We start from the raw sequence: 25,077 nt of genomic DNA, 5'->3' as shown, positions 1-25,077 counted from the left end.
TGCCAGCCGCCTCCCAGCCGGCACAGCCAGGACAGCCAGGACAGCGGACGCCGGGGGCGTCAGTCCCCTGCGCCCTGCGGCCAAACACCCCGGGAGGAAAGGACCGCCGCCAGCTCATCGGCACGGTCTGAGACCAGCCCGTCGACGCCGAGGTCCAGCAGGCCCATCATCAGTTCCCGGTCATTGACGGTCCAGACGTGCACCTGGACTCCCGCCCGATGGCAGCGGCGCAGGAAGCCCGGAGTCACCACGGGAAGCCCGCGGAAGCGCAGCGGCACCTGCACGCACTGGAACCTGCCCACCCGCGCCACGATCCGGCCCAGCCCAAAGGGGGACAGCAGCAGCATCAGCGCCATGGCAGCGGAACCGGCGGAACTGGCAGCCGGCCGGGTCAGCCGGCGCAGGCACTGCAGCCGGCGGCGGTCGGAGAAAGACGTAACCAGGACCCGGTCATGCGCCTGGTGCTTTTCGATCAGCGCGGCGAGTGCCTCTGCTCCGGCGGTGTCCTTGAGGTCCACGTTCAGGCGCATCCGGGGCCAGCGGACCAACAGTTCCTCAAACGTGGGAACGGATTCAGTTCCTCCCACCCGGACCTCCCTCAGTTCCCGCAGGCTCCTGGCGGACAGTGGCCCCCGGGCGTTGGTCACCCGGTCCAGCGTCTCATCATGGAAGGCCATCAGGACACCGTCGCTGGTGGTCCGCACGTCCGTCTCCAGGTACCCGAATCCCAACTCTGCGGCGGCTTCGAAAGCCACCATGGTGTTTTCCAGGCCTTCCGGAGAGAAACCACGGTGGGACAGGCCAAGCGGACCGGGCACGGCCCCGGCCGCTGGTGGGACGTAATACGGCAGTGAGTACGGCAGGGCAAGGTTCACACGGTGTACTTTATCCTCAGACACCGCGCCGGGACGGCCGGTAGGTCCGCTGTGCCGGGACCGTCACTACAATGGCCGCACCGGTACGGGCTGCGGAGCCCTGCGGCACCGCAGCCATGGAGGTGGCCGAATGCATAGTGGAGTCCCCGCCCGGCACCGGGTCCAGCGGCTGATCCGGTGGTTTGCCGACGCGCTGCGCGGAAGCCTGCGCCGGGCACCGGTGACGCTGGGTTTCGTGGTTTTGTTCTGGGTGCTCGGCCTCCTGACTTCGACCATCGCCTCCGGCCCGGAAGAACCGTTGCTGGACTGGGTCAGCGTATCCTCCGAGTCCCTGCCGGAATACTGGCCCTCCCTTCTGCTCTCCGCCCTGTGGGCGAACGGCCTGTCCGGGTACATCAGCGGGACGATCCTTGCTCTGGTGATGGGGCTGGCCGCGGAGGAAATCCTCGGGAGCCGGCGGTTTCTCGCGGCGGCTGCCGGAACCCAGGTGGCAGGTGCCCTGTTCGCCACCGGCTTCGCTGCCGTCTCAGGGTTTTTCTTTGGCGACTGGGGGCGGGAGCTGACAGCCGAGTCGTTTGTGGGCCCGGTGGCGTTCCTGTGCGGGGCTGCCGCAGCAGCCAGCGCCGGGCTGGAAACCCTCTGGCGCCGACGCCTCCGCCTGTTCCTCTTCACTGTGCTGATTCTGCTGGCCCTGTATTCGGGTTCCTTCCAGGACGTGATGGCACTGGGCGCCGCCCTGGCGGGCGGATTCTGCGGCCCGCTGCTGTTCGGCCGCCGGCCCCGGATGCTGCGCAGAATTGCTTCCACCCGCCGGGAGGCCCGTGTGCTGGTGGCCCTGGCGGTGCTGGCTTCCGCCGTGGGCCCTGTCCTCGCTGCCTTGAGCTCCCACGCCGTGGGTCCGCTGTCGGTGCTTCGTTACCTCTTCACCTATGTGGAGACAACCAGCCCCCAGGATCTCGCTGACCTGTGTGCCGATGCCGCGCGCCGTACGGAATGCAGTGCTGCGCGCTTCGAGCTGCGTGCCGGACCCGCAGGGTTCTTCCTGGCCACTCTCCCGCAGGTCCTGCTGGTGGTTTTCTCGGACGGGCTGCGCCGGGGCCGCCGCTTCGCCTGGCTGGCCGCCCTGATCCTGCAGGCTGGCCTGACGCTGGCGGCGGGTTTCCGGATCTACCGCTATCTGACGGGAAATCCTGCCGGGGAACGGTACGAGTTTGGTGCCGTGGAACAACCACTGGCCTTGCTGCTGCCAATGCTGGTGCCGGTTGCGGTCATGATCCTGCTGGCCGCCACCGGGAAGCTGTTTACCGTTTCCGCACCACCCGGGACCTACCGACGGCTCACGGCCATCGTTGTTGTTTCCGCAGCGGTGCTCGCCGCTTGCTACGTTGCCGGCGGGTATCTGGTCCGCACCGGTTTTACTCCGGAGGCGACGGCCCGGGCCCTGCTGGCTGATCTGCCCCAACGATTCCTGCCTCTTCTGGAACTGCGGAACCATTCTCCGGTCCTGCTTCCCCGGACCCTTCCGGCAGCCATCCTGTACGAGGGAGTTGGCGTGGTGTTCTGGGCGCTCACCTGCGTCCTGCTCATCCGGTCCTTCCTCCTTCCGGCGCCGGAGAGACACCCTGAGGATGTGGACCGCGCCCGGGCGCTGCTGACCAGTCAAGGCGGGAGCACACTGTCGTGGATGACGTTGTGGACCGGGAACTCCTACTGGTTCGCCCCCACGGGAAACTCCTACATCGCCTACCGGGAGGGCTTTGGCGTGGCGCTGACCGTAGGCGATCCGGTGGGTCCGGAAGCTGAACGCCGGGAGGTCATTGATGGCTTTACTGCGTTCTGCAGTGAGCAGGGCACCACCCCCTGCTTCTACTCGGTGGGTGCAGGGACGGAGGAGATCACATCCTCGCTGGGATTTGCCAGCCTCCAGGTCGCTGAAGAAACAGTCCTGGAGCTCGGGTCACTGGCCTTCAAAGGGAAGAAATTCCAGGACCTGCGGACAGCCCTGAACCGAGCGGAGAAGTCCGGGGTCCGGGCCGAATGGACAACCTATGCCACGGCTCCGCTGTCCGTGATTGACCAGCTGCACGTTATTTCCGAGGAGTGGGTGGCGGACAAGCACATGCCGGAGATGGGCTTCACCCTGGGCGGATTGGAGGAAATGGAGGATCCCAACGTTCGCCTGCTCGTCGCCGTCGACGAAGACCGGACCGTCCACGGTGTCACGTCGTGGCTGCCCGTTTACCGGGACGGAGAAATCCGTGGCTGGACCCTGGACTTTATGCGGCGGCGCAGCCGCGGGTTCCCGGCAGCAATGGATTTCCTGATCGCCTCGGCCGCCCTGTCCCTGCAGGAGGAGGGCTATCGGTTCCTCAGCCTCTCCGGCGTGCCGCTGGCACGGGCCCGGGACAGTGCAGGGGACGAGGAGAACCCTCCCGCGCTGGACTGGCTGCTGGACCGGCTCGGCGCTGCCCTGGAACCGGTATACGGCTTTCGGTCACTGCTGGCGTTCAAGGCGAAGTTCCAGCCGCACTACGTCCCGCTTTACATGGCCTACCCGGACGCAGCGTCCCTGCCGGCCATTGGAAATGCCCTCAGCCGCGCCTATCTCCCCCGCGTCTCCGTGGGCCAGGGGTTGAGCCTTGCCCGCCGGATCGTCGGTACTCCGCGGTGAAGGGCTGCCCTCGATGAATATCCCGCTGACTACCGGGGTTTTTCCGGTGGCCGCACTGTTGCTGGGTGCGCTCTCGGTGGCCTGGCTCTGCTGGGGGCGCGGGCGGCACTTTTCCAGGGTGATTCCGCTGGCTGCGCTGAGCGCAGCTGCTTTCACCCTCCTGCTGTTCGTCCTCGCTGAGCTCGTTTTCCTGTGGTGGAACGCTTCCCTGCCGCGTTACCTCTACGTATATGCCTTTCTGGCCATATTCGCCGAGTTCCTCGCGGTGCGCCGGTTCCTCACCGCCCAGGGCTTTGCGGCGCGGGTCCTGCCGGTGCTCGCAGCATTCCTGGTCCTCCTGGCCCTGTTCACCGGCGTAAACGTGGCCTACGGCCAGTACCCAACCATTGCCTCGCTCCTGGAGCGGCCCGGCACAAGCGCTCCGCTCCCCACCCGCACACCCCCGATCCCGCGCCGCCCCCGGCCACTGAATCTTCGTGGCAGCCACCACCCGGGATGCCGGCGGAAGGCAGCGTCTACTCGGCAAACATTCCGGAGTCAGGGTCCGGCTATCGCTCGAACCCTGCGCTGATCTACCTTCCACCGGCATACCTGGCTTCCCCGCCTGCGGAGAACCTTCCCGTCCTGGTCCTGCTCCATGGCCAGCCGGGTTCTCCCTCCGACTGGTTCACCGCGGGGCAGCTGGCGCAGGTGATGGATGATTTCGCCGCGGCCCACAACGGACTGGCGCCCGTCGTCGTCGTTCCGGATCTTTCGGCAGCAGGGGCTGCCAACTGGCCGCTGTGTCTGGACTCCGCGGCGGGCCAATCGGCGACCTACCTGGCTGTTGACCTTCCTGCCTGGGTCAAAGCGAACCTGGCATCGGGCCTCACGGATGCCAGCCAGTGGGCGGTGGCCGGCTACTCCTACGGCGGGACCTGCTCGGTGCAGCTGGCGGTGAACTTCCCGGAGGTTTATCCAACGTTCCTGGACATCGCCGGAGAGAGCGAACCAACGGTTCCCGGCGGACGTGGCGCACTGGTGGACACCTATTTCGGCGGGGACAGCGCAGCATTCACGGCACAAAATGCGCTGGACAAGCTGAAGGTCCAGAGCTTCCCGGACAGCGCGGGAATTGTGGTGGTGGGCAGGGACGATTCCGTTTACGCTCCCCAGGGCCAGCAGGTGTACGACGCCGCCAAAGCCGCCGGGATGGACGTCCAGTTCCAGGAACTCGACGGCGGGCACTCCTGGGCGGTCTGGAAGGCGGGGCTGGTCAACAACCTCGACTGGCTGGGCGGGCGTCTTGGCATACTTGGACAATGATCGAGGCCGTCCGCAACCAGCTCCAGCGTCTCCTGGCGGCTGCCACAGGAGTGCTGGGCCGGCACGCCGTACTGGTGCTCACCCTCGTGGCCGGCCTGGTACCGGCCCTGCTCCTGGCCCTTGCCGCCGCAGGCGTTTACGAGGCCGTCGCGGAAGAGGACGGCGTGGCCGGCCTGGACCAGCCGGTGCTGGAAGCCGCCATGGCAGCCCGCAGCCCCGCGGTGGATACCGCCGTCACCTGGCTGACCAACCTGGGCGGCACAGTGGGGCTGCCGTTGATCGCCGGCGCGGCTGTGGTGGCGCTGTGCTGGTGGAAACGCACCTGGACACCCCTGGTCCTGGTGGCCACGGCCGCCGCCGGGTCCCTGCTGATCACCGTGGTGGGAAAGTCGATTGTGGGCCGGCACCGGCCATCCCTGGAAGACGCCGTCCCGCCCTACGAATACTCTGCGTCGTTTCCGAGCGGCCATTCCCTAAACACCCTGGCGGTCATCGGGACCCTGGCCTACCTTCTGGTCCTCTATCTTCCCTCGCCCCGGGCGAGGACCGCGGTGATTACCGGCGCCACGCTCTTTATCGCGGCGGTGGGTTTGAGCCGGGTCTACCTGGGCCATCACTGGCTCACGGACGTGCTGGTCGCGTGGACTCTGGGCCTGGCGTGGCTGGCCATCATTATCACCGTCCACCAGCTGCTGCACCGGCGGAACGCCGGAGATGCAGGATCCGCAGCGGACTCGCCGGCGGGTAAAGGGGACAGAACCTAGAGCTCCCGGAGAAGGTCCTCCAGGACCCGTGCCACACCGTCTTCGGCAAAGGGCGGCGCGATGGCGGACGCTGCGGCCCGCACCTGCGGGTGTCCGGAGGCCATGGCATAACCGCGCCCCGCCCAGCCCAGCATCCGCAGGTCATTGGGCATATCGCCGAAAGCCACCACATCGGCGGGCTTGATGCCCAGCGACCCGGCGTATTCGGCGAGGGTCACCACCTTGTCGAGCCCGGAAGCGGACATTTCCAGCAGCGGAACCGACGGTGCCGAGTGAGTGGTGGAAACCAGGTGGGCGACCGCCGGCTGGACCGCCCCCAGGAACTCGTCAGGGTGGACGTCGTCAACCCGGGCAAGGAACTTCACCACGCGCGCATCGGTACCCAGGGAGGTTCTCAGCGGTGCCGGGGTCACTTCACCCAACAGGTCAGCGCCCGTGGATTCCAGGAACCCGGGCTCCAGATGGAACCCCTCCACCGTCTCCGCGGCGAAGCGGACCGCGGGATACAGGCTGCGGATGATGCCTGCGGCCTCGAACATTCCGTCCAGTTCCAGCGAACGGGCCCAGGTGATTTCGCCCGCTTCCAGGTCGTAGAGGATGGCTCCGTTGGAGCAGATGACTGTGCCGGTGTGACCCATCTGTTCCCGCAGCGGATTCAGCCAGCGCGGCGGACGGCCCGTGACGAAAACGACTTCGACTCCGGCGTCCACGCATTTCTGGAACGCGTTGACCGTCCGGTCACTGATCCTGTTGTCCGGCCCCACAATGGTCCCGTCCAGGTCACTTGCCACCAGCCGCATGCCCGCCCTTCCGTCGGCTTCCAGACTAGCCCGGCCGGCGTGGTTATGCTTCGGGCGCGCTGGTGTCCAGGCCGGACCGCCGATTTGCTAAAGCAGTTCGGAACGGTAGGGCGGGTCGGCCCCCGGGCGCGAGACCGTGATGGCAGCGGCCCGGGCGGCGTAGGTAAGGATTGCTTCGAGGTCCGCGACGCCGATCTTCCGCAGTTCCGGCCGGCGCGCCGCGCCGTCGAAGTCCCGGTCCATCAGCCCGGCCAGCAGTGCCGACATAAAGGAATCCCCCGCACCTACGGTGTCAGCGACGCTCACGGTGACGGCGGGAACCTCGCACGCCCCGGCGGCAGCGACGCCCCAGGGGCCCCGGGATCCGCGGGTCACAACCACGATTCCCGGGCCCATCCTCAGCCACCGCCGCGCCGATGACTCCACCGGCTCGTCCGGGTAGAGCCAGGCAAGGTCTTCGTCGGAGGCTTTGACGACGTCGGCCAGGGGGACGAACTTCTCCGCCTGGTCCCGTGCGTAGGACGCGTCGGTGATGATCGTGGGGCGGCAGTTCGGGTCATAGGTGATGGTGGCCTGGGGGTGCGCCCGCTCGACGGCGGTCAGGACCTCATCGGAGCCGGGGGAAAGCATAGTGGCGATGGATCCGGTGTGCAGCAGCGTGGTGCCCTCCAGCAGCCGGGGCAGTGCGTCGGCCAGTCCGGGAAGCGTCCACTCCAGATCGAAGGTGTACCGCGCGCCACCGGCCGGATCAAGGGTGGCGGTTGCGACGCTGGTCGGCCGGTCATCGGCGGGAAACGCGTTCAGGACGGAGTTCGCCTTGAGGTGCTCCGCGATCAGCAGCCCATAGGCATCCCGGCCGAACCTGCCTACGAACTGGACCGGGCGTCCCAGCCGCGCCACACCCACGGCAACATTCATGGGGCTGCCGCCGGGATGGGATCTGCGGGGCGCGGTATCGCTGAGGACTTCGTCGACCAGGGCTTCGCCGATGACTGTGAGCACGCCCTCAACCTACCGACCGAACGGGGGCGGCGCTACCCGGCTGCGGCTTTGGCGGCGTCGGCCAGCCCCTGGAGCACGCCGTTCCACGCCGGTGTCCCGGGGGTGATCATGGCGTAGTGGTCGCCGGGAACCAGGCGCAGTTCCGCGGATCCGCCTGCGGCCACCGCCGCCGCGGCGTAGGACTCTGACAGTTCCAGCGGCACCGTCGTGTCCCGGTCACCGTGCAGGACGAAAACCGGGGCACCCGCCGGGACCTGCAGCTTGGGATCGGCCAGCCGGTAACGCTCCGGATCCTCCTCCGGGGCGGCACCGAGGAAGCTGCTGACCGCGCCGGAGCTCAAACCCAGGTCCTGGGCCCGGCGCAGGTCCAGCAGCCCGGATTGGCTGACGACGGCGGCCAGGGGCACGCGGATGCCCGCGCTGCGGCCTCCTGTGCTGTGATTTCCTGTGCTGCGGGTTCCGGCGGCCCAGACCGCGAGGTGGCCGCCGGCGGAGTGGCCCAGGGCGATGACCGGAGCCGGGACGGCTCCGCTTGCATCCAGGAGGGCCGGCAGGTCCGCCAGCTTCTCGATCCCGGCCGCAATGTCCTGGAAGGTTTCCGGCCAGCCGCCGCCTTTTCCTGCCCTGCGGTACTCGAGGTTGACCGCGGCCCAGCCGCGGGCGGCGAGGTCCGCTGCTGCGGGACGACCGAGGTCCAGGGTGTACCCGGAGCGCCAGTACCCGCCGTGGATGATCACCACGGTTCCCCGGAGAGGCTGCCCGGCCGGCAGGGTCAGCTCCCCGAACTGATCGGGGTGTTCCCCATAGTCAAACCGTTCCGGCATGCTGTCCCCCCTGTCCATGGCACCTGACCCGCGGCCTGTCCCGGCCCTGTCCCACCCCTGCCCCCGCCCCCGCCCCTGCCCCGGCCCAGCAGCGGGTGCCGGGCAGGCGCGCCGCCTGGGCCGCCGTCGTCCTAATCTGGAGAGGAGCCTATCCGCACTGGGCGGGGCCAGCCCTGCTCCGTCACCGGCGTGGCCTAGGCTGGCAGAAACGGCGAGAGGATAATCGTGAGCGCGTGGGACACCCTGGATGACCGGCTGCGGCCGATAGTCCAGGCCAGTACGGATGAGTACGCCCGGGTCCGCCCGGCACTGGAATCCGTGACGGCGGAGATGGAAGCCAGCCTGCGGGCCGTCTTCACGGACAGCCCGGTCAAGCCGCTGTTCATTGCTTCCCGGACCAAAACCGTGGAGTCCTTCCGGGATAAGGCGTCCCGGACCCTTCCTGCCGAAGACCCCACCGAAGTTCCGACCCTGCTCTTCCCTGATCCGCTGCGTAATCTGACGGACCTGGTGGGTGTCCGGGTCATCATGACCCTGCCGCACGAGGTCGATGAGGCCGCGAACCTGATCAAGCGGCAGCGTGCCGAGTTCGACTGCCGGGGGGACCGGGAGAAGGACATCGGTTCGATCGAATCCGGGACCTACGGCTATTCCAGCCGGCACCTGATCCTGCGCACCATCCAGAATGAGACAGTGCGGGAGTTCCACCGGCTGCTGGAACCCACACAGAAGCCCAACGGCAGTTACCTCTTCGAAGTGCAGATCCGCACCGTACTGGCACACGCATGGTCGGAAATCGAACATGACATCCGGTTCAAGGCCGGGGATCCGCGGGCCTGGAGCCCGTACTTTGACCGGCAGTTCATCGCCACGGCCGCCATGCTGGAAACGGTGGAGAACGAGTTCGCTGAACTCCACGAGCGGTATGAAACGGTCACCGGTTTCTGGGACGAGGAGGGGGAAGGCAGTGCACCCCTGACGCCTAACCGGATCCGCGACGTCTGGATGACGCTCCTGCCCCACGTCAACCGCAAAGCCGGCGACGATTGGGGCTGGGCGGCCGAGCTGCTGGCCGCCCACGGGCTGAAGACCACTATGGACCTGGCCGGCCTGCTGCAGGCGGACGCCATCACCCAGGTCCGCGAAGCGCTGGACCACCGCTACTCCCCGGGACCGGACCGTCTGCTGGATGACCTTCTGCTCTGGCGGTTCGGCAAGGCGCACATCGACCTGACCGCCGAACCGGAGGACGCCCCGGTCAAACCGCGGCGCGAGTCGCTGGGCAGGCGGTACCGGCAGATGCAGCTCTACCGAGCGCGGTAGAGCTGACTTTCGGGATTCTGCGGCGGTTTGAGGCGCTGCCCCGGGAGGATCCTAGGCTGAGCCGCGCCTGACGAGAGTCGCTGGAGGCAGCATCTGGTCCGCGGCCGCGGTTTTTCCGACCGGAGGCTGCGCTTCCTCTGCCTGGCCGGCCGCGCCGCCCGCCAGGGGGGCTGTTGCGAGCTGAGCGAAGCGCTCCCCCAGCCGCCGGGCATCCACGCGCACCGTGGTGAGCGGCGGGACAGCGAGGCCTGCCAGCGGGATGTCCTCGGCTCCGATGACGGCCAGGTCCGCGGGGGCGGACAGGCCGTGCGCCGCCAGTCCCGCCAGCAGGGCGAAAGCATATTCGTCGTCGAAGCCGCAGGCAGCAGTCACCGGATCCGGGCCCCGCCGCCAGCGCTCGATGATTGGCGCCGCGCTCTCCGGGGACAGGCTCATCGGCTCAACCGTGGGGTGCGGAAGGCCGAGCCGGCCGCACGCCTCCCGGATGGCCGCCAGCCTGACCTCAACGCGCCATCCATAACTGGGATCCGCCGGCACGGCCACCCCGATCCGCCGATGCCCGGCGGATGCCAGATGCGTGATCTGCAGACCGCCGATCCCGAGATCGGGGGCATTCGGATCCGCCAGCTGGCCCTGCATCGTTGCGACCGGAATTCCGGTGGCCCGCAATGCTTCCAGCTCGGCGTCACCGAGCGGGGTGGTGAGGATCAGCGCGGCCGGCGCCATTGAACGCACCAGGTCCACGGCACCGCCCCGGGAGGGCAGCCGGTGCGCGATCAAGCGCAGCCCCTGCCGTTCCACCCAATCGCTGGCGGCGTCGAGCACCATTGCCAGCGCCCGCCCCAAGGGCTCTGGAGGCAGCAGCATCAGCACCAGGTCGCTGCGTCCGCGGCGAAGGGTGCGGGCGGCTGCAGAAGGGGTATACCCAAGGTCCTCGGCCGCTTTCAGCACCCGCTGCCGGGTGGCTGGCGAAATGCTCTGGGCTGAGCGGCCGTTCAGCACGTAGCTGACGGTGGCCCGCGAGACCCCCGCGGCTCGTGCGACGTCGTGCGATGTGACCTTGCGGTGCAATGGATTCCCTTATCTACACTGGGCCTCTCTTGGACCTGCCCGGCCGTGCTCTTTTACCCTCCTGACGATACACTTTAGACACACGTTACTTACACGTGTAAGTAACGTTCATCAGACGGCCGCGCATCCAACGGCTGCCCTTCATGAAAGGAACGTTCACGGTGGCAAACAAACCCCTGACAGCACAGAACACCATAGAAGAGTGGCTTACCCATCCGGAGGGCGGCCCCATCCTTCGCGGTTTCCTTGCACAGAGCGGCAGCGACGAAGCCTCGCTCGGCCCCGCCCGGAGCCTGAAGCTCCAGCAGCTGGTTGACCTCAGCCAGGGACAGATGCCGCAGGCCGCAGTGGATGGACTGGTTCGGCAGGCCAATGGTGGAGTGATGCCGGAGCTCGAAGAAACCGTCCTGCCCACCGTCGAAGGCCGTTTCGAAGGGCGCACCGTCATCGTGACCGGCGCCGGCTCCGGCATCGGGCGGGCCACCGCCGCCCGCATCGTCCGCGAAGGCGGCCGCGTGGTTGCGGTGGATATTGCCGAAGACCGCATCAAGGAACTCGCCGGCGAACTGGGAGAAGCAGTTGTTCCCGTCGCCGCGGACCTCACCGACCTGGCTGCCGTTGACCGGATCATCTCCGCTGCCGGCGGCTCCATCGACGCCCTGGCCAACGTGGCCGGCATCAACGACGATTTCAGTCCGCTGCACGAGGTCTCCGATGCCATGTGGCAGCGCGTGTTCGCAGTGAATGTCGACGGCCTGGTCCGCCTGACCCGCGCCGTGCTGCCGTCGATGCTGGAGGCCGGCCGCGGCTCGATCGTCAACGTCACCTCCGAGGCCGGCCTTCGCGGCTCCGCCTCGGGTGTGGCCTACACCGCCTCCAAGCACGCCGTTGTGGGCATCACCCGCAGCACCGCGTTTATGTATGCCAACGAAGGCATACGTATCAATGCTGTTGCTCCCGGCGGCGTTGCCACCGGCATTCCGATGCAGGGAAAGACCTCCGAGTACGGTGAAGCCCGCCTCGGCCCGGCCCGGGTGAACATCCCGAGCATCGCTTCCGCCGAGGAACTCGCGGCGTCGATCACCTTCCTGCTCAGCGACGATGCCGTGAACATCAACGGCGCGATCCTGCCTTCCGACGGTGGTTGGTCCGCGGTCTAAAGACCCATAACGACGGCGGCCGGTTCCCTTCGCAGTGAAGGGAACCGGCCGCCGTCGTACTGCCGTCGAACATTGCTCGTTTAGCCGGCGACAGCAGCCGCCAGCTTGTTCAGCGACTCCTCCAGCTCATCCTTGCTGACCATCGGGAAGGACACCTTCTTCAAGGTCTCCTTATCGGTGACCTTGCTCCAGTCGTAGGTGAGGGTCACTTCGGTGGAATCCGGGCCCAGTGAGGTCAGCTCCCACACCCACTCCCAGCCCGCCGGCTCGGTGCCGGCAACGGCAGTCTGCCAAGCCAGGAGCTTGTTGTGGTCAAACCCGGTGACGTGGTTGTCCGTCTTGTAGTCGCCCATTTTCTGGTTGTTCATGTTCATCGTGAAGACATCGCCCACCTTGGCGATGCGGTCGGTCTTCTCATCCGAGACCACCATGCCGGCGCCGTCGAGCTCGTGGTGCCGTTCGGGGTTGGACAGCAGGTGGAAAAGGTCCCCTGCCGCTGCGTCGATGACGCGGGAAACGGAAATGGTTGACTGCTCGGTGGACATATTTCTCCTTCGTGTAGACGGATCATGCCATCCCGGCTCGGGCGGTTGCCCGGCACGGGAAATCTAATCGGTGGTTGACCGCTGCGCCTCTTCGAGGTTCCAGCCGCTGATAAAGGGCGGGTCCTGGCCCTCGTCACGGGTGTACTGGCGGCAGCGCTCCCGCTCATCCTGCAGCCACTGCCGGAATCCGGCCTGCGTGGATCCGAGCGACGGTACCCGGTCCAGCACGTCGATGGCCAGCTGGAACCGGTCGATCTGGTTCAGCATGGCCATGTCGAACGGCGTGGTGGTGGTGCCCTCTTCCTTGTAGCCGCGCACGTGCAGGTTGCCGTGGTTGGCACGCCGGTAGGTCAGGCGGTGGATCAGCCAGGGATACCCGTGATAGGCGAAAATGACCGGCCGGTCCTTGGTGAACAGAGTATCGAAGTCGCGGTCTGAGAGCCCGTGCGGATGCTCGGCGGAGTCCTGCAGCCGCATCAGGTCCACCACGTTGACCACGCGGATCCGCAGCTCGGGCAGCCGCTCCTTGAGCAGTGCTGCGGCGGCCACGGTCTCCAGGGTGGGCACATCGCCTGCACAGCCCAGCACGACGTCGGGATCCGGCTTCGCGCCCGGCCCGCCATCCTCGCTGCCAGCGAAGTCCCACACCCCAATACCGCGTTTGATGTGCAGCTTCGCTTCCTCGGGGTCCAGCCAGACCGGGGCCGGCTGCTTACCGGAGATCACCACATTCACCCGGTTCCGGGTGCCCAGGATGTGCTGGGTAACGGCCAGCAGGGTGTTGGCGTCCGGCGGCAGGTACACCCGGATCACGTCCGCCTTTTTGTTCACCACGTGGTCGATGAAGCCGGGGTCCTGGTGCGAGAAGCCGTTATGGTCCTGCTGCCAGACATGGCTGGAGAGCAGGTAGTTCAGCGAGGCGATCGGCTGGCGCCAGGGCAGCTCGCGGCTGACCTTCAGCCATTTGGCGTGCTGGTTGAACATGGAGTCGACAATGTGGACGAAGGCCTCGTAGCAGTTGAACACCCCGTGCCGGCCGGTGAGCAGGTAGCCCTCCAGCCAGCCTTCGCAGAGGTGTTCACTGAGGACCTCGAGGACCCGGCCGCTGCGGGCCAGGTGTTCGTCAACAGCTTCGATCCGCTGCTGCCAGACCTTGTCCGTCACGGAATAGACCTCCTGCAGCCGGTTCGACGCCGTCTCATCCGGACCAAAGATGCGGAAGTTCTCCGGGTTCAGCCGGATGATCTCGGCGAGGTAGCGGCCCAGGTTGAGCATGGGGCTGACCCGTTCGCTGCCGGGCTGGGCAGTCCCCACCGCAAAGTCGGCGTAGTCCGGCAGCCGCAGGTCCCGCAGCAGGTGCCCGCCATTGGCATACGGGGTCGCGCTCATCCGCGCATCACCCGCCGGCGCGAGCGCGGCGATTGCTTCGCGAAGCCGGCCGGCGCCGTCGAACAGTTCCTCCGGCCGGTAGGACTGCAGCCACTCTTCAAGCTGGGCCAGGTGCCCGGGATTGTCGTGGACTTCGGAGAGCGGGACCTGGTGGGCCCGCCAGGTTCCTTCGACCTGTTTGCCGTCCACGGTCTGCGGCCCGGTCCAGCCCTTGGGCGAGCGGAAAACGATCATGGGCCAGCGCGGGGCATGTTCCTGGGTACCGGCGGCCTGCGGTGAAACAGTCTGCCCGTCCGCCGGCGAAGCCGTTTTGGCGCCGGCCCGGTACGGCTCCTGGATCGCCCGGATCTCGGCAAGGCAGGTGCTCAGCGCGGCTGCGAAGTCCTCATGTGCGGCCATCACCGCCGCGGGATCCTCCACGGTGACCACGTGGGGGTGGAAACCGTAGCCCTCCAGCAGCTTGAGCAGCTGGGCTTCGGGCATCCGCGCCAGGACCGTGGGATTGGCGATTTTGTAGCCGTTCAGGTGCAGGATCGGCAGCACGGCGCCATCCGCGGCAGGGTCCAGGAAGCTGTTCGAGTGCCAGCTGGCGGCGAGCGGTCCGGTTTCCGCCTCGCCGTCCCCTATGACGGTGGCGGCGATGAGGTCCGGATTGTCGAAGACGGCGCCGTAGGCGTGGGACAGCGAGTAGCCGAGTTCCCCGCCTTCGTGGATGGATCCCGGAGTTTCCGGAGCGGCATGGCTGGGGACTCCGCCGGGGTAGGAGAACTGCTTGAAGAGTGTGCGCATGCCCTCTTCATCCAGTCCCACATGGCTGTAGATCTCGGAGTAGGTGCCCTCCAGCCAGGCATTGGCAACGTTCGCCGGTCCGCCATGGCCGGGTCCGGTGATGAACAGGAACTGCTGCCCGGATTCGTTGATCAGCCGGTTCAGATGGGCGTAGATGAAATTCAGGCCAGGCGTGGTTCCCCAGTGGCCCAGCAGCCGGGCCTTAACGTCAGCGGGTTCCAGCGGGCGGCGCAGCAGCGGATTGTCCCGCAGGTAGATCTGCCCTGCGGAAAGGTAGTTGGCGGCCCGCCACCACGCATCAACGCCGTCCAGTTCGGGTTCCGGCGGCACTGCGGTCCCGGGCAGCCGGGTCTGGGGTGTTCCGGTTTCGGTCATCGTGTGCGTTTCCTCCCGTTGCGGACGTGTGGACGGTTCTTGAAACTTCGGCCTAGGAATCTTTCGCAGCTGCGGTTTCCGGCACTTCAGCCACTACGTCGGAGGGCCGCTTGTCCGGCCGCAGCCCGCGCCAGACCGGGTGGCGGAGCTTGCCGGTTCCGGTGCGCTCCGCGTAGGTCACCTCTCCGACCAGGACCGGGCGCACCCAGCGGGCGTCGGAGGCATCGGCACGGGGCACATCGTCCAGCGGCGGGGTTTTGCGCCCAAGCTTTTTCAGCCGGGCGCCGACGGCGGCCAGGTCCCGTTCGCTGAGCCCCGACCCCACCCGGCCGATGTATTTGAGATCGGTTCCTTCCGGGACCGCGACCAGCAGGGAGCCAACCTTGTTCGCCCGGTTGCCCTGCCCGGGACGCCAGCCGACCACCACCACTTCCTGGGTGAGCTGATTCTTGAGTTTGATCCAGCTCCGTGAGCGCTGGCCGGAGGAATAATCCGAAGCCCGCCGCTTGGCCACCACACCCTCCAGCCCCAGTTCCTTGCTGGCAGCCACTGCCTCGTCCATGGAGAGGTCCAGCGCGGGCGGCACCTGGATATGGCCGTGTGCATCGGCGGTTTCCACTGCCTGTTCCAGGATTTCCCGTCGCTGCTCGTAGGTGAGGTCCGCCAGGGAGTTCCCATCCAGCCACAGCAGGTCGAAGGCCATAAACTGCACCGGTGTTTTGGCAGCAGCCGCCTCAGCGTCCTTGGCGCGGGACAGGTTCATCCGGGGCTGGAGCAGCCCGAAGTCGGGCCGGCCGGCCTTGTTCAAGGCCACAATTTCGCCGTCGAGCACCGCCCGCTCTCCGTTCAGCCGGTCCCCCAGCTCCTGCAGCTCCGGATAGGCGGTGGTCATGTCGTTTCCGTTCCGGCTGATCAGGCGGGTTCCTTCCGGAGTGACTTCGGCGATGGCTCGCACCCCGTCCCACTTCATTTCGAACGCCCATTCGGCGTCGTCGTTAACGTCCGCCCGGGTACCCAGCGTGGCAAGCATCGGCTTCACCGCGGGCATTCCGGACTCCCGGATGTCCGTCTTCACCGCAGCAGCGTCCGGCAGGGGCAGGGGACCGGGACGGGATGTCGCTGCGGCGGATACCGTCTGCACCGGATTTTCGTCCGAAGACTCCGGCGTCCTACCGCCGTGGGAGGAGCTGTCCTCCGGCTCGCCGGCGTCCTCCGCGGGCCCGGGCCGCTGGTCCTTCATCAGGTGGAGCAGCCAGTTGTTCTTTCCGTCCTCACCGCCGGTGTGGATGAAGGCGAAGCGCCGGTCCGCCGAACCGTCCCGGGCCAGTCCGCCGTCGGGCTGGCCATGCACGATGGCGATCACTTCCTTGCCCGGACGCCATTTCTCCGCTTCGTAGGTTCCGTGGTCCCAAATTATGACTTCCCCTGCACCGTATTCGCCCTTGGGGATGGTGCCCTCGAAACCGCCGTAGTCCAGCGGGTGGTCCTCGGTCTGCACCGCCAGATGATTCTTGCTCGGTGTGGTGGGCGGACCCTTAGGCACTGCCCAGGAAACCAGCACACCGTCCCGCTCCAGCCGGAAGTCCCAGTGCAGGCGCCGGGCGTGATGCTCCTGGATAACAAAGCTGTTGCCATAACCTTCCACGGCCACCTGCTCATGCGGCACGGGCTCGGGTGTCTTCGCCGCGTCCCGCATGCTGCGGTACTTGTGCAGCTTGTCCTGCGGACCGCCATCTTCCGCAGGAAGGGCAGCCGCGTCCGCTTCCCCGCCGCGCATTCCCCCGAGCGGATCGCCGACGTCCTCGATCCGGTCCAGGACCTGCTCGTAGGTCAGCTGACCCAGCTCCGGGTCCTCCAGCTCCGCCCAGGTGCGGGGCGCGGCAACCGTGGGGTGGAACCGTCCGCGCAGCGAGTACGGGCAGATGGTGGTTTTGTTTGCATTGTTCTGGCTCCAGTCCACCAGGACCTTGCCTTTGCGCAGTGTCTTCTTCATATCGCTGACCACCAGATCGGGGTGGTCGGCTTCCAGCGCCCGCGCCAGTTCATGGGCGACGGCGCTGACGTCTTCGGAGGTCTGCCTGCGGTCCAGCGCGGCATAGAGATGGATGCCCTTGGAACCGCTGGTGACCGGCCGGGCATCCAAGCCCATATCTGTCAGGATGCCGCGGGCCAGCCGGGCGACCTCGGCGCACTCGGCCAGCGAAGTCCCTTCCCCGGGATCAAGGTCCAGCACCAGCCGGTCCGGATTCTGCCTGACCCCGCGCGGACCAAACTGCCACTGCGGAACGTGGATTTCCAAAGCGGCCAGCTGCGCCAGCCAGGTGAGCGTCGCCAGGTCGTTGACCAGCGGGTAAACGGTGGCGTGGTCCTTATGTTCAATCGAGTACCGTTTCACCCAGCTGGGCGCGGAATCGTCGATGTTCTTCTGGAAGAACACCTCTCCGGGCTTCTCCGGGGTCCCGACGCCGTTGACCCAGCGCTTGCGGGTCGCCGGCCGGTCCCGGGCATACGGGATCAGTTCGTCTGCGATGGCAGCGTAGTAGGACAGCACGTCAGCTTTGGTGGTCCCGGTTTCCGGGTAGAGCACCTTGTCCAGCGAGGTTAGGCGCAGGCGGTGCCCGTCCACATTGACCGTTTCCCGCTGCTGCGGGCCCGTTCCCGTTCTCGCCATGCCCCCTAGTCTTACCGGGATTGGGACCCAAATGCCAGTAGACATCAGCATGCTTACAAAATGTTGCAGTGGTTTTCCCGACTGCACCGGCAGCAGGCCCGCACCCCGCGCCACGGTGTGTATGTTGGGAAAATGACTGATGCGCAGCGGGTCCTGGTTACCGGCGCCACCGGCTACATTGGCGGGCGGCTGGTGCCCCTGCTGCTGGCGGACGGCCATAAAGTACGGGTACTGGTCCGGTCCCCGGAGAAACTCAACGATGTGCCCTGGCATAACGACGTCGAGATCGTGAAGGGGGACCTGACCGACCCCGGATCGGTGGAGTCGGCCTTCGCGGACGTGGACACGGTGTACTTCCTGGTTCATTCCATGGCCTCGGGCAAGGGGTTCGCTGCCCAGGAGGAAGCAATCGCCCACAACGTTGCGGCGGCGGCTGAACGGGCCGGTGTGAAACGCATCGTTTATCTGGGCGGCCTGCATCCGGATACGGGTGAGCTTTCACCGCACATGGCCTCACGGACCGCCGTGGGGAAAATCCTGCTGGACGGCGCGGTACCGGCAGTCGTTTTCCAAGCCGGAGTCGTCATTGGTTCCGGTTCCGCCTCCTTCGAGATGATCCGGCACCTGACCGAGACCCTCCCGGTCATGCCGGCCCCCAGCTGGGTGCGCCGCCGGATCGAACCCATCGCCGTCCGGGACGTCCTGCATTATCTGACCCGTGCCGTCGATCTCCCCGATGGAATGAACCGCACCTTCGACATCGGAGACCGGGAGGTGCTGGAGTACGCGGACATCATGAACGGCTACGCCGAAGTGGCGGGTCTTCCCCGGCGCCGGATCTATGCGCTGCCTCTTCCCGCCCCCAAGCTGGCCGGATTGTGGGTGGCGCTGGTGACACCGATTCCGCTGTCCATGTCCCGGCCCCTGGTGGAATCACTGCAGCATGATGCGGTGGCCAAGGAATGGGACATCGACGAGTACATCCCCGCGCCGGAAGGCGGTCTCACCAGCTACCGCGACGCCGTCACCCGCGCCCTGGGGAAGGAGGCCCGTGGTGAGGTGGAGACCACCTGGGCCAGTGCCTCTTCCGCTGCTGACCTGGCCTCGGAACCACTGCCTTCGGACCCGGACTGGGCAGGGCAGACCGTTTACGTGGACCAGCGGCGGCGGCGTTCCGCAGTTGACCCGGCGCACGTGTGGCAGGTGATCGAGGGCATCGGCGGCAAGAACGGCTGGTACTCGCTGCCCATGGCCTGGGCCATCCGCGGCGTGCTGGATAAAACGGTTGGCGGTGCGGGGCTGACGCGCGGACGCCGCAACCCGGCAACCCTGCTGACCGGCGACGTTGTGGACTGGTGGCGCGTGGAACTGCTCGAACGCGGAACCCTGCTGCGCCTGCGCGCGGAGATGCGGGTCCCAGGCAAGGCCTGGCTGGAACTGCGGGTGGATCCCGACGGCGACGGGAGCGTCTACAGCCAGCGCGCCATCTACTTTCCGCGCGGGCTGCTGGGCCGGTTGTACTGGTGGCTGATCTATCCCTTCCACGGGCTGATCTTCCCGTCCATGGCCAAAAACATCACCCGTCAGGCGGCCCGGCTGGCGGAGCAGGAGTAAGGAACGGGCCGCTTGCGTATCGGCGCACGGTCAGGATGTCTGGCTAACGTAGGATAACTTCAGCCAGACAAGAACGTAGGGGAACAATAGTGCAGGAAAAGAGCAACCGTAAGCGGTGGATAGCACTGGCCGCAGCGGCAGCAGTACTGGTGGTCGGCGGCGCAGTGGGTGTGGCCGTTGCCAGCGGCGCTTTCGACGGCGGAAGCTCCTCTGCACAGACACCTGGCCCGTCCTCCTCTCCCAGCGAATCTGCAGCCCCGGCCGTTCCCGTCGAGTTCACGGCCGAACCCGCTGACCAGTCGGTGGAGGTCAACCCCATCACGGTTCCTGCGCTCAAGGTGGAGCATGGGACCATCGATTCCGTGAGCCTGGCACCACTGGGCGGAGGCGCAGAGGTCAGCGGCGATCTGGCGGGCGGGAAGACCGAATGGACGGCGTCCGAACCCCTGAAGTTCGACACGGAGTACACCTTCGAGTTCACCCTGGCTGACGCAAACGGCAAAACCACCACCTCTTCGCAGACGTTCCATACGGTGACCGCGCCGCATGAGGCGAACGCCTTCATGGGACCGCTGGACAAGTCAGTGGTCGGCGTCGGGCATCCCATCGAAATCAACTTCAGCGAACCGGTGACCAACAAGACCGCGGTCGAAGAGGCCATCACCATCACCAGCTCAAGTGGTCAGGCCGGAGCGTTCTACTGGATTACGGACAATAAGGTCCGCTACCGCCCGGAGACGTTCTGGGAACCGAACTCCACCGTCACCGTGGACATGGCACTGTTCGGTGTGGACTTCGGCAACTCGATGATTGGCAACTTCAACGAGACGCGGACCTTCTCGGTGCATAACAGCAGGGTCGCCGTCGTCGATAACGTGACCAAGACCATGCAGGTCTTCATTGACGGGCAGCTCACCCGCACCTTCCCGGTAACCCTCGGCGACGAACAGTGGCCCTCACCCAGCGGCTATCAGGTGGTGATGAGCCAGCACGCCACGCTGCCCTTCCGGGCCGAGAGTATTGGCCTGAAACCCGGCGACCCGGACTACTACGAGCCGTTCGACGCGTCCTGGGCCAGCCGGCTGACCAACAGCGGCGTGTTCGTCCACCAGGCACTGCCGGGCGCATTGGGCGCATTGGGCGTCATCAATGTCTCCCACGGCTGCGTCGGTATGTCTCCCGAGGGCGCGAAGTACTTCTACGACACCTTTGAGCCCGGTGACCTGGTGCAGGTGCTGAACACAGGCATTGGCCCCGCAGCGGTATGGGACGGCTACGGCGACTGGAATGTCCCCTGGACTGAGTATTCCACCCAGCCCAAGGGTTAATCCCGGCGGCGCCCGAACACGAAGTAGGAGATCGGGCCCACGAAGTTCACGGCGCAGGCAGCGCTCCACGCGGCCCGCGAACCGCGGATCTCGCTGCGGGGCCGGCGCCAGATATCCACCAGGGCGGCACCGGCCAGCAGGAACTGGACGGCGGAGAGTATGCCCAGGCCCTTCTTCTGCTCTGCACTGAGGTCCTGGAAGGACTTTTTCTTACTCATGGGTTCTCCTTGTTGCAGTTCGGTGGGCGGTTAAGTCAGGGCGGCTGATCACCGGCCGGTGCGAAGCTTGAAAGCCTGCACCTGTTCGAGGACCAGCTGCACAACGGCGGTGAGGACTCCCAGGTTAATCAGGCTTGGGGCCGCATAGCGCAGTCTTTGGCTCCAGGGTTCAGTCACGTAGCCGTAGCTGTTGGGCTGCAGGTAGGAAGGTTCGGGCGGGAAGATCAGGTCCGCGAAAAAACCGAACAAGCCCAGGAACAATAAGCCACCCGCCAGCACCCAGACCACCATCCGGTATTTGTGCTGCCGAAGCTCCAGGTCCGCCCCGGCCTGCGGTGTGGCTCCCGGCTGGTGCTGAGGTGCATCACTGATTTCCACCACCTGCGGCGCCTCATCGACGGCGTCCCGGAAAACCCCGTCACCGCCACCGCGCTGGTAGGCCTCGTCATACCGTGGATCGAAGTCACTTTGTTTGCTGGTCATGGCGCGGCCATCCCCTCATTTGTGCGGACCTGGGCGGTCGAGGCGGCGGGCGGCAGAACCTTCCTGCCACCCGCCGTCGTCCGTCCCTGCCCTCCCCCATTGATGCAGCAAACTGTAACCGATCCTCTCCCAGCCAGGCCGGAGCAGCGGCGCCCTACTTGGCCAGGAAAGCCAGCAGGGCTTCGTTGACCTCGGCAGCGTGGGTCCACAGCAGGCCGTGCGGGGCTCCCTCGATTTCCACATATTCGGCGGACGGCAGGGCCTTGGCGAACTGCCGGCCGGTCGCATCGATGGGAAGGATGTTATCTGCCGTGCCGTGCACGATCAGGGCCGGAACATCGATCTTCGGAATATCCTGCCGGAAGTCGGTCAGCCAGGTCGGCTGCGCTGCGGCCGCGGCCACCGGACTCGCCGAAACCGCCAGGTTCCAGCCGGCATTGATGACGTCCTGACTCAGCCGCGGGGTGCCCAGCAGGTCATCGGCGTTGTAGAAATTCTTGAAGAATTCGGTGAAGAACGCGTACCGGTCCGCGGTCACCGCCGCCAGCAGGCCGTCAAACACCTCCTGCGGAACGCCCGTGGGGTTGTCATCCGCCTGCAGCAGGTACGGTTCCAGCGAACCCAGGAAGACGGCTTTGGCGATCCGTGCCGAACCGTAGGTCCCCAGGTACCGCCCTACCTCACCCGTGCCCATGGAGAAGCCGGCCAGGACGACGTCCTGAAGCTCCAAGGTGGTCAGGACGGTATCCAGGTCGGCGGCGAAGGTGTCGTAGTCGTAGCCGGCGGCCGGCTTGGAGGACTTCCCGAAGCCGCGCCGGTCATAGGTGATAACCCGGTAGCCGGCCTCCAGCAGCGCCGCCGTCTGCTTTTCCCAGGACGCCCCGTCGAGCGGATAGCCGTGGATCAGGACCACGGGCTGTCCGGCACCGTGGTCCTCGTAGTAAAGGTCGATGGAGGTGCTGTTCTCGCTGCCAACACTGATGTGGCCCATGGTGTTACTCCTGTCCTCGACGGCGGCGGAAACGGTCCTTCCCGCCGGTATCCCCACTGTAGGCAATGATTGCCCTAGGGTTTGGTGTCCAGTTCCCGGACGACGCGGGCCGGATTGCCCACGGCGACGGCGTTCGCCGGCAGGTCCTTCGTGACGACGGCGCCCGCACCCACCACTGTGTTCTCTCCGATGGTTACCCCCGGCAGGACGATCACTCCGCCGCCGAGCCAGACGTTGTTCCCGATGGTGATCGGCTTCGCGGCCTCCAGCTTGTCCCGCCGGGGTCCCGGCTCGAGCGGATGGGTGGGGGTCAGCAGCTGGACATTCGGTCCGATCTGCACGTCGTCGCCAATGGTGATGGGTGCGACGTCCAGGGCGGTGAAGTTGTAGTTAATAAAGGTCCGTGCGCCGATGCTGATGTATTTGCCGTAATCGACGTAGAGCGGCGGCCGCACCTCGGAGCCTGTGCCAAGTGCTCCGAGCAGTTCGTTCAGGAGTCCTGCGGCTGCCTCCGGTTCCTGCGGCCAGAGGCGGGTGTAGCGGTCGGCCAGGGAGATGGCCCGCCGGCTGTCTGCGGCCAGTTCCGCGTCGTCGGCGATATACAGGTCTCCTGCCTGCATCCGCTCCCGCATGGACCGGTTATCTCCCTCGAAGTAGTCGGTCATGGCACTCCTTCCGGACTTTCTGAAGAGAAATCACTCCCTTCAAACCTATCTGTCAGGCAGGCTGAGGAAAATGTCAGGGGAGGGACATTCCGCCTTTGACCAGCACGTTTTCGTGCAGCTGCTGCCATCCTTCTTCGGTTATGTCATTCCGGTCGGTGTAGCCATCCACCACCAGCGCTGCTGTGCCGGCTCCGGGGACGCTGTGGGCGAGGACCAGGCCCTGCCCGAGCCCGCCGCTGCACCCGGCGGACCAGCTTTCATCCCGGTCCTCGAAAACGATGACCAGGCAGTGGTCGGTGCTGCTGCGGGAAACGTAGTAACGCTCCGTCCCGCTGGTGGTGAGGTACCGGACCTCGTCGCCGCCGGTTTCCAGCCTCACCCAGCTGGGAAGAATGTCCTGTTCGCCGGCGTCGGCGTCGAAAATGCCGAACGGGGGCGGCGGCGCCGAACAGCCGCCCAGCGCCAGGGCACCCGCTGCAGAGAGGGCAGCCCACCCCGCCAAAACCTCGTTTCGGCGCCAGTGCGCACGCCGTACCGCTGCCTGTGATGTCCCCATTTCTGCTCCCCCTTTTGATGCCGCCCCCAACGGCCGCAGATTACCGGGAGACTACCACCGTTCCGCTCCGGTTTCCGGAGCCCCGTTACAGGGAGCTGCCAACCAGGCTGAGTGCCAGGACCACCATAAAAACACCGATAGCCAGGTCCAGGACCCGCCAGGCGGCGGGCCGGGCAAACACGGGGGCCAGGAGGCGCGCCCCGAACCCGAGGGCGCTGAACCACAGGGTGCTGGCCGCGACGGCTCCGGCCGCGAAGACCCACCGGCCGTCCGGGCCATGGGAGGAGGCCAGGGAGCCGAGCAGCACCACGGTGTCCAGGTAGACGTGCGGGTTAAGCCAGGTCAGGCTCAGGCAGGTGAGGACCGCCGCGGCAAGCGTGCCCCGGCCCCCGCCGGTTGCCTCCAGTGCGGCCGGCCGAAGGGCACGTTTGAAGGACAGCACCGCATAAGCCAGCAGGAAAGCGGCTCCGGCCCAGCGGATGGCGTCCAGGGCCAGCGGGGCGGTTTCCGTGAGTTTCCCAATCCCCGCCGTACCCAGCAGGATCAGCACCGCGTCGCTGAGGATGCAGACGGTGAGGACCGGGACCAGGTACTCCCGGCGGATGCCCTGCCGCAGCACGAAGGCGTTCTGCGCCCCGATCGCGATAATGAGGGCCAGGCCGCTGCCGAGGCCGGTGACGAAGGGGGATATATCTACTGTGCTCACCCCTTGACGCTAGGCGGTGCCAACCTCATGAATCCAACTAAAACTTCTAACGAAAGTTTAGAATTACTAATGTGGATCTGAATTCCGAGCAGCTGCGTGCCCTTTCCGCCGTGATCGACCACGGCGGTTTCGAAGCGGCAGCTGCCTCCCTGCACATCACCCCCTCGGCGATCAGCCAGCGGATCAAGGCTTTGGAGAAGCAGGTGGGTGCTGTCCTGGTCCGCCGCGGCAGGCCAGCCGCAGTCACGGAACCTGGGGCTGTCCTGCTGCGGCTGGCCCGGCAGGTGGCGGCCCTGGAAAGCGACGCCGCGCGGCGGCTGGGACTGGACGAATATGCAGGCCGGCCCCGTGTCCAGCTGGTCATCAACGCGGATTCAATGGCCACATGGGTCCTGCCGGCCCTGGCGCCCCTGCAGGACATCAGCTTCGAGTTCACCCTGGAGGACCAGGACTACTCAGCCGAGAGCCTGCGCAATGGCACCGCCATGGGGGCCGTAACCTCCAGTTCCACAGCGGTGCAGGGCTGCTCGGTGCAGCCGCTGGGCATTATGCGCTACCAGCCGGTGGCCAGCCCGGACTTCGCCCGGCGCTGGCTGACTGAAGGATGGACCCGCGTTTCCGCCGCTGCGGCACCCATGGTGGTGTTCAATCGGAGAGACTCCCTGCAGCAGAGGTTCCTGTCGGATTGCTTCGGGCCCGGCCTCGCCCCACCCCACCATTTCGTTCCGGCATCCTGGGATTTCCTGCAGGCAACCCGGCTGGGCTTCGGCTGGGCTGTTCTACCGGATCTGCAGGCAGCACCGCTGCTGGCCGACGGTTCGCTGGTGCTGCTCGCGGCCGGGCGAACCCTGGATGTCCCGCTGTTCTGGCAGCAGTGGCGGGTGGATCTGCCGGCCCTCTCCCGGGTTGCCGGAGCGCTGACCAGTGCTGCGGCTCGGGAACTGGCCTAGAA

Annotated in this window: 23 protein-coding genes; 9 read left to right on the top strand and 14 right to left on the bottom strand. The window is 66.5% G+C overall.

The features are described 5' to 3' along the window. Positions 1-59: 59 nt before the first annotated feature. Positions 60-875, bottom strand: coding sequence for a glycerophosphodiester phosphodiesterase family protein (locus ArtHe_RS15230; RefSeq protein ID WP_248317710.1), 816 nt, complete (start codon positions 873-875; stop codon positions 60-62). A 130-nt stretch (positions 876-1,005) separates the two neighbouring features. Here ArtHe_RS15230 and ArtHe_RS15225 point away from each other — a divergent pair, with 130 nt between their 5' ends. From ArtHe_RS15225 to ArtHe_RS15210, 4 genes are read left to right on the top strand one after another with little or no spacing between them, the layout of a single operon-like run. Beyond that, positions 1,006-3,546 (top strand): phosphatidylglycerol lysyltransferase domain-containing protein, encoded by a 2,541-nt coding sequence (locus ArtHe_RS15225; RefSeq protein WP_248317709.1) that lies wholly within the window; start codon positions 1,006-1,008, stop codon positions 3,544-3,546. A 13-nt stretch (positions 3,547-3,559) separates the two neighbouring features. Then, positions 3,560-4,117, top strand: coding sequence for a hypothetical protein (locus ArtHe_RS15220; RefSeq protein ID WP_248317708.1), 558 nt, complete (start codon positions 3,560-3,562; stop codon positions 4,115-4,117). Beyond that, positions 4,042-4,851: an alpha/beta hydrolase-fold protein gene (locus tag ArtHe_RS15215; protein WP_248317707.1), complete on the top strand. Its 810-nt coding sequence runs from the start codon at positions 4,042-4,044 to the stop codon at positions 4,849-4,851. The genes ArtHe_RS15220 and ArtHe_RS15215 overlap by 76 nt, the downstream gene beginning before the upstream one ends. Then, the gene (locus ArtHe_RS15210; protein ID WP_248317706.1) at positions 4,848-5,615 is read left to right on the top strand and encodes a phosphatase PAP2 family protein; all 768 of its coding nucleotides are present in this window, start codon (positions 4,848-4,850) and stop codon (positions 5,613-5,615) included. The genes ArtHe_RS15215 and ArtHe_RS15210 overlap by 4 nt, the downstream gene beginning before the upstream one ends. Here ArtHe_RS15210 and ArtHe_RS15205 read toward each other — a convergent pair. From ArtHe_RS15205 to ArtHe_RS15195, 3 genes are all read right to left on the bottom strand, one after another. Beyond that, complete coding sequence (locus tag ArtHe_RS15205; protein ID WP_248317705.1) at positions 5,612-6,415, bottom strand: HAD family hydrolase; 804 nt, start codon at positions 6,413-6,415, stop codon at positions 5,612-5,614. The two genes, ArtHe_RS15210 and ArtHe_RS15205, sit on opposite strands and share 4 nt — an antisense overlap. Before the next feature lie 87 nt (positions 6,416-6,502). Continuing rightward, positions 6,503-7,417 (bottom strand): carbohydrate kinase, encoded by a 915-nt coding sequence (locus tag ArtHe_RS15200; protein ID WP_248317704.1) that lies wholly within the window; start codon positions 7,415-7,417, stop codon positions 6,503-6,505. A gap of 32 nt (positions 7,418-7,449) precedes the next feature. Next, positions 7,450-8,241, bottom strand: a complete 792-nt coding sequence (locus ArtHe_RS15195; RefSeq protein ID WP_248317703.1) for an alpha/beta hydrolase — start codon at positions 8,239-8,241, stop codon at positions 7,450-7,452. Between the two features lie 222 nt (positions 8,242-8,463). On the opposite strand from ArtHe_RS15195, the gene ArtHe_RS15190 reads away from it, so the two are divergent. Beyond that, complete coding sequence (locus ArtHe_RS15190; protein WP_248319821.1) at positions 8,464-9,564, top strand: RelA/SpoT domain-containing protein; 1,101 nt, start codon at positions 8,464-8,466, stop codon at positions 9,562-9,564. Positions 9,565-9,615: 51 nt separating this feature from the next. Here ArtHe_RS15190 and ArtHe_RS15185 read toward each other — a convergent pair whose 3' ends face one another. After that, positions 9,616-10,635: a LacI family DNA-binding transcriptional regulator gene (locus ArtHe_RS15185; protein WP_248317702.1), complete on the bottom strand. Its 1,020-nt coding sequence runs from the start codon at positions 10,633-10,635 to the stop codon at positions 9,616-9,618. Positions 10,636-10,796: 161 nt separating this feature from the next. On the opposite strand from ArtHe_RS15185, the gene ArtHe_RS15180 reads away from it, so the two are divergent. Further along, positions 10,797-11,795, top strand: coding sequence for an SDR family NAD(P)-dependent oxidoreductase (locus ArtHe_RS15180; RefSeq protein ID WP_248317701.1), 999 nt, complete (start codon positions 10,797-10,799; stop codon positions 11,793-11,795). 80 nt (positions 11,796-11,875) lie between these two features. Here ArtHe_RS15180 and ArtHe_RS15175 read toward each other — a convergent pair whose 3' ends face one another. The 3 genes from ArtHe_RS15175 to ArtHe_RS15165 all read right to left on the bottom strand — a co-directional run bounded on the left by ArtHe_RS15175 (position 11,876) and on the right by ArtHe_RS15165 (position 17,564). Then, a complete protein-coding gene (locus ArtHe_RS15175) occupies positions 11,876-12,340 on the bottom strand; it encodes an SRPBCC family protein (RefSeq protein ID WP_248317700.1) in 465 nt (154 codons plus the stop codon). 63 nt (positions 12,341-12,403) lie between these two features. Then, on the bottom strand, positions 12,404-14,893 hold the full coding sequence (locus tag ArtHe_RS15170) for a phosphoketolase family protein (protein WP_248317699.1): 2,490 nt from the start codon (positions 14,891-14,893) through the stop codon (positions 12,404-12,406). A 52-nt stretch (positions 14,894-14,945) separates the two neighbouring features. After that, on the bottom strand, positions 14,946-17,564 hold the full coding sequence (locus tag ArtHe_RS15165) for an ATP-dependent DNA ligase (protein ID WP_248317698.1): 2,619 nt from the start codon (positions 17,562-17,564) through the stop codon (positions 14,946-14,948). A gap of 132 nt (positions 17,565-17,696) precedes the next feature. On the opposite strand from ArtHe_RS15165, the gene ArtHe_RS15160 reads away from it, so the two are divergent. Next, positions 17,697-19,178, top strand: coding sequence for an SDR family oxidoreductase (locus ArtHe_RS15160; RefSeq protein WP_248317697.1), 1,482 nt, complete (start codon positions 17,697-17,699; stop codon positions 19,176-19,178). Positions 19,179-19,267: 89 nt separating this feature from the next. Then, positions 19,268-20,506 (top strand): Ig-like domain-containing protein, encoded by a 1,239-nt coding sequence (locus ArtHe_RS15155; RefSeq protein ID WP_248317696.1) that lies wholly within the window; start codon positions 19,268-19,270, stop codon positions 20,504-20,506. Here the strand turns inward: ArtHe_RS15155 and ArtHe_RS15150 are convergent. The 6 genes from ArtHe_RS15150 to ArtHe_RS15125 form a co-directional block, all read right to left on the bottom strand. Beyond that, a complete protein-coding gene (locus ArtHe_RS15150; protein WP_066300590.1) occupies positions 20,503-20,724 on the bottom strand; it encodes a PLD nuclease N-terminal domain-containing protein in 222 nt (73 codons plus the stop codon). The genes ArtHe_RS15155 and ArtHe_RS15150 overlap by 4 nt on opposite strands. A gap of 48 nt (positions 20,725-20,772) precedes the next feature. After that, on the bottom strand, positions 20,773-21,207 hold the full coding sequence (locus ArtHe_RS15145; protein ID WP_248317695.1) for a hypothetical protein: 435 nt from the start codon (positions 21,205-21,207) through the stop codon (positions 20,773-20,775). A gap of 154 nt (positions 21,208-21,361) precedes the next feature. Then, a complete protein-coding gene (locus tag ArtHe_RS15140; RefSeq protein ID WP_248317693.1) occupies positions 21,362-22,198 on the bottom strand; it encodes an alpha/beta hydrolase in 837 nt (278 codons plus the stop codon). Positions 22,199-22,272: 74 nt separating this feature from the next. Further along, positions 22,273-22,863: a sugar O-acetyltransferase gene (locus ArtHe_RS15135; protein ID WP_248317692.1), complete on the bottom strand. Its 591-nt coding sequence runs from the start codon at positions 22,861-22,863 to the stop codon at positions 22,273-22,275. A gap of 73 nt (positions 22,864-22,936) precedes the next feature. After that, positions 22,937-23,419 carry a hypothetical protein gene (locus tag ArtHe_RS15130; RefSeq protein ID WP_248317691.1) on the bottom strand — a complete coding sequence of 161 codons (483 nt, stop codon included), beginning with the start codon at positions 23,417-23,419 and terminating at the stop codon, positions 22,937-22,939. A gap of 85 nt (positions 23,420-23,504) precedes the next feature. After that, positions 23,505-24,125, bottom strand: coding sequence for a LysE/ArgO family amino acid transporter (locus tag ArtHe_RS15125; RefSeq protein ID WP_248317689.1), 621 nt, complete (start codon positions 24,123-24,125; stop codon positions 23,505-23,507). 71 nt (positions 24,126-24,196) lie between these two features. Here ArtHe_RS15125 and ArtHe_RS15120 point away from each other — a divergent pair, with 71 nt between their 5' ends. Continuing rightward, entirely contained in the window at positions 24,197-25,075 is an 879-nt protein-coding gene (locus tag ArtHe_RS15120) for a LysR family transcriptional regulator ArgP (protein WP_248317688.1), read from the top strand. Positions 25,076-25,077 lie beyond the last annotated feature (2 nt).

This window comes from Arthrobacter sp. Helios (assembly GCF_023167125.1).
In the GTDB taxonomy this organism is placed as follows: Bacteria; Actinomycetota; Actinomycetes; order Actinomycetales; family Micrococcaceae; genus Arthrobacter_B; species Arthrobacter_B luteolus.
This window is presented reverse-complemented; position numbering and strand designations above follow the sequence as displayed.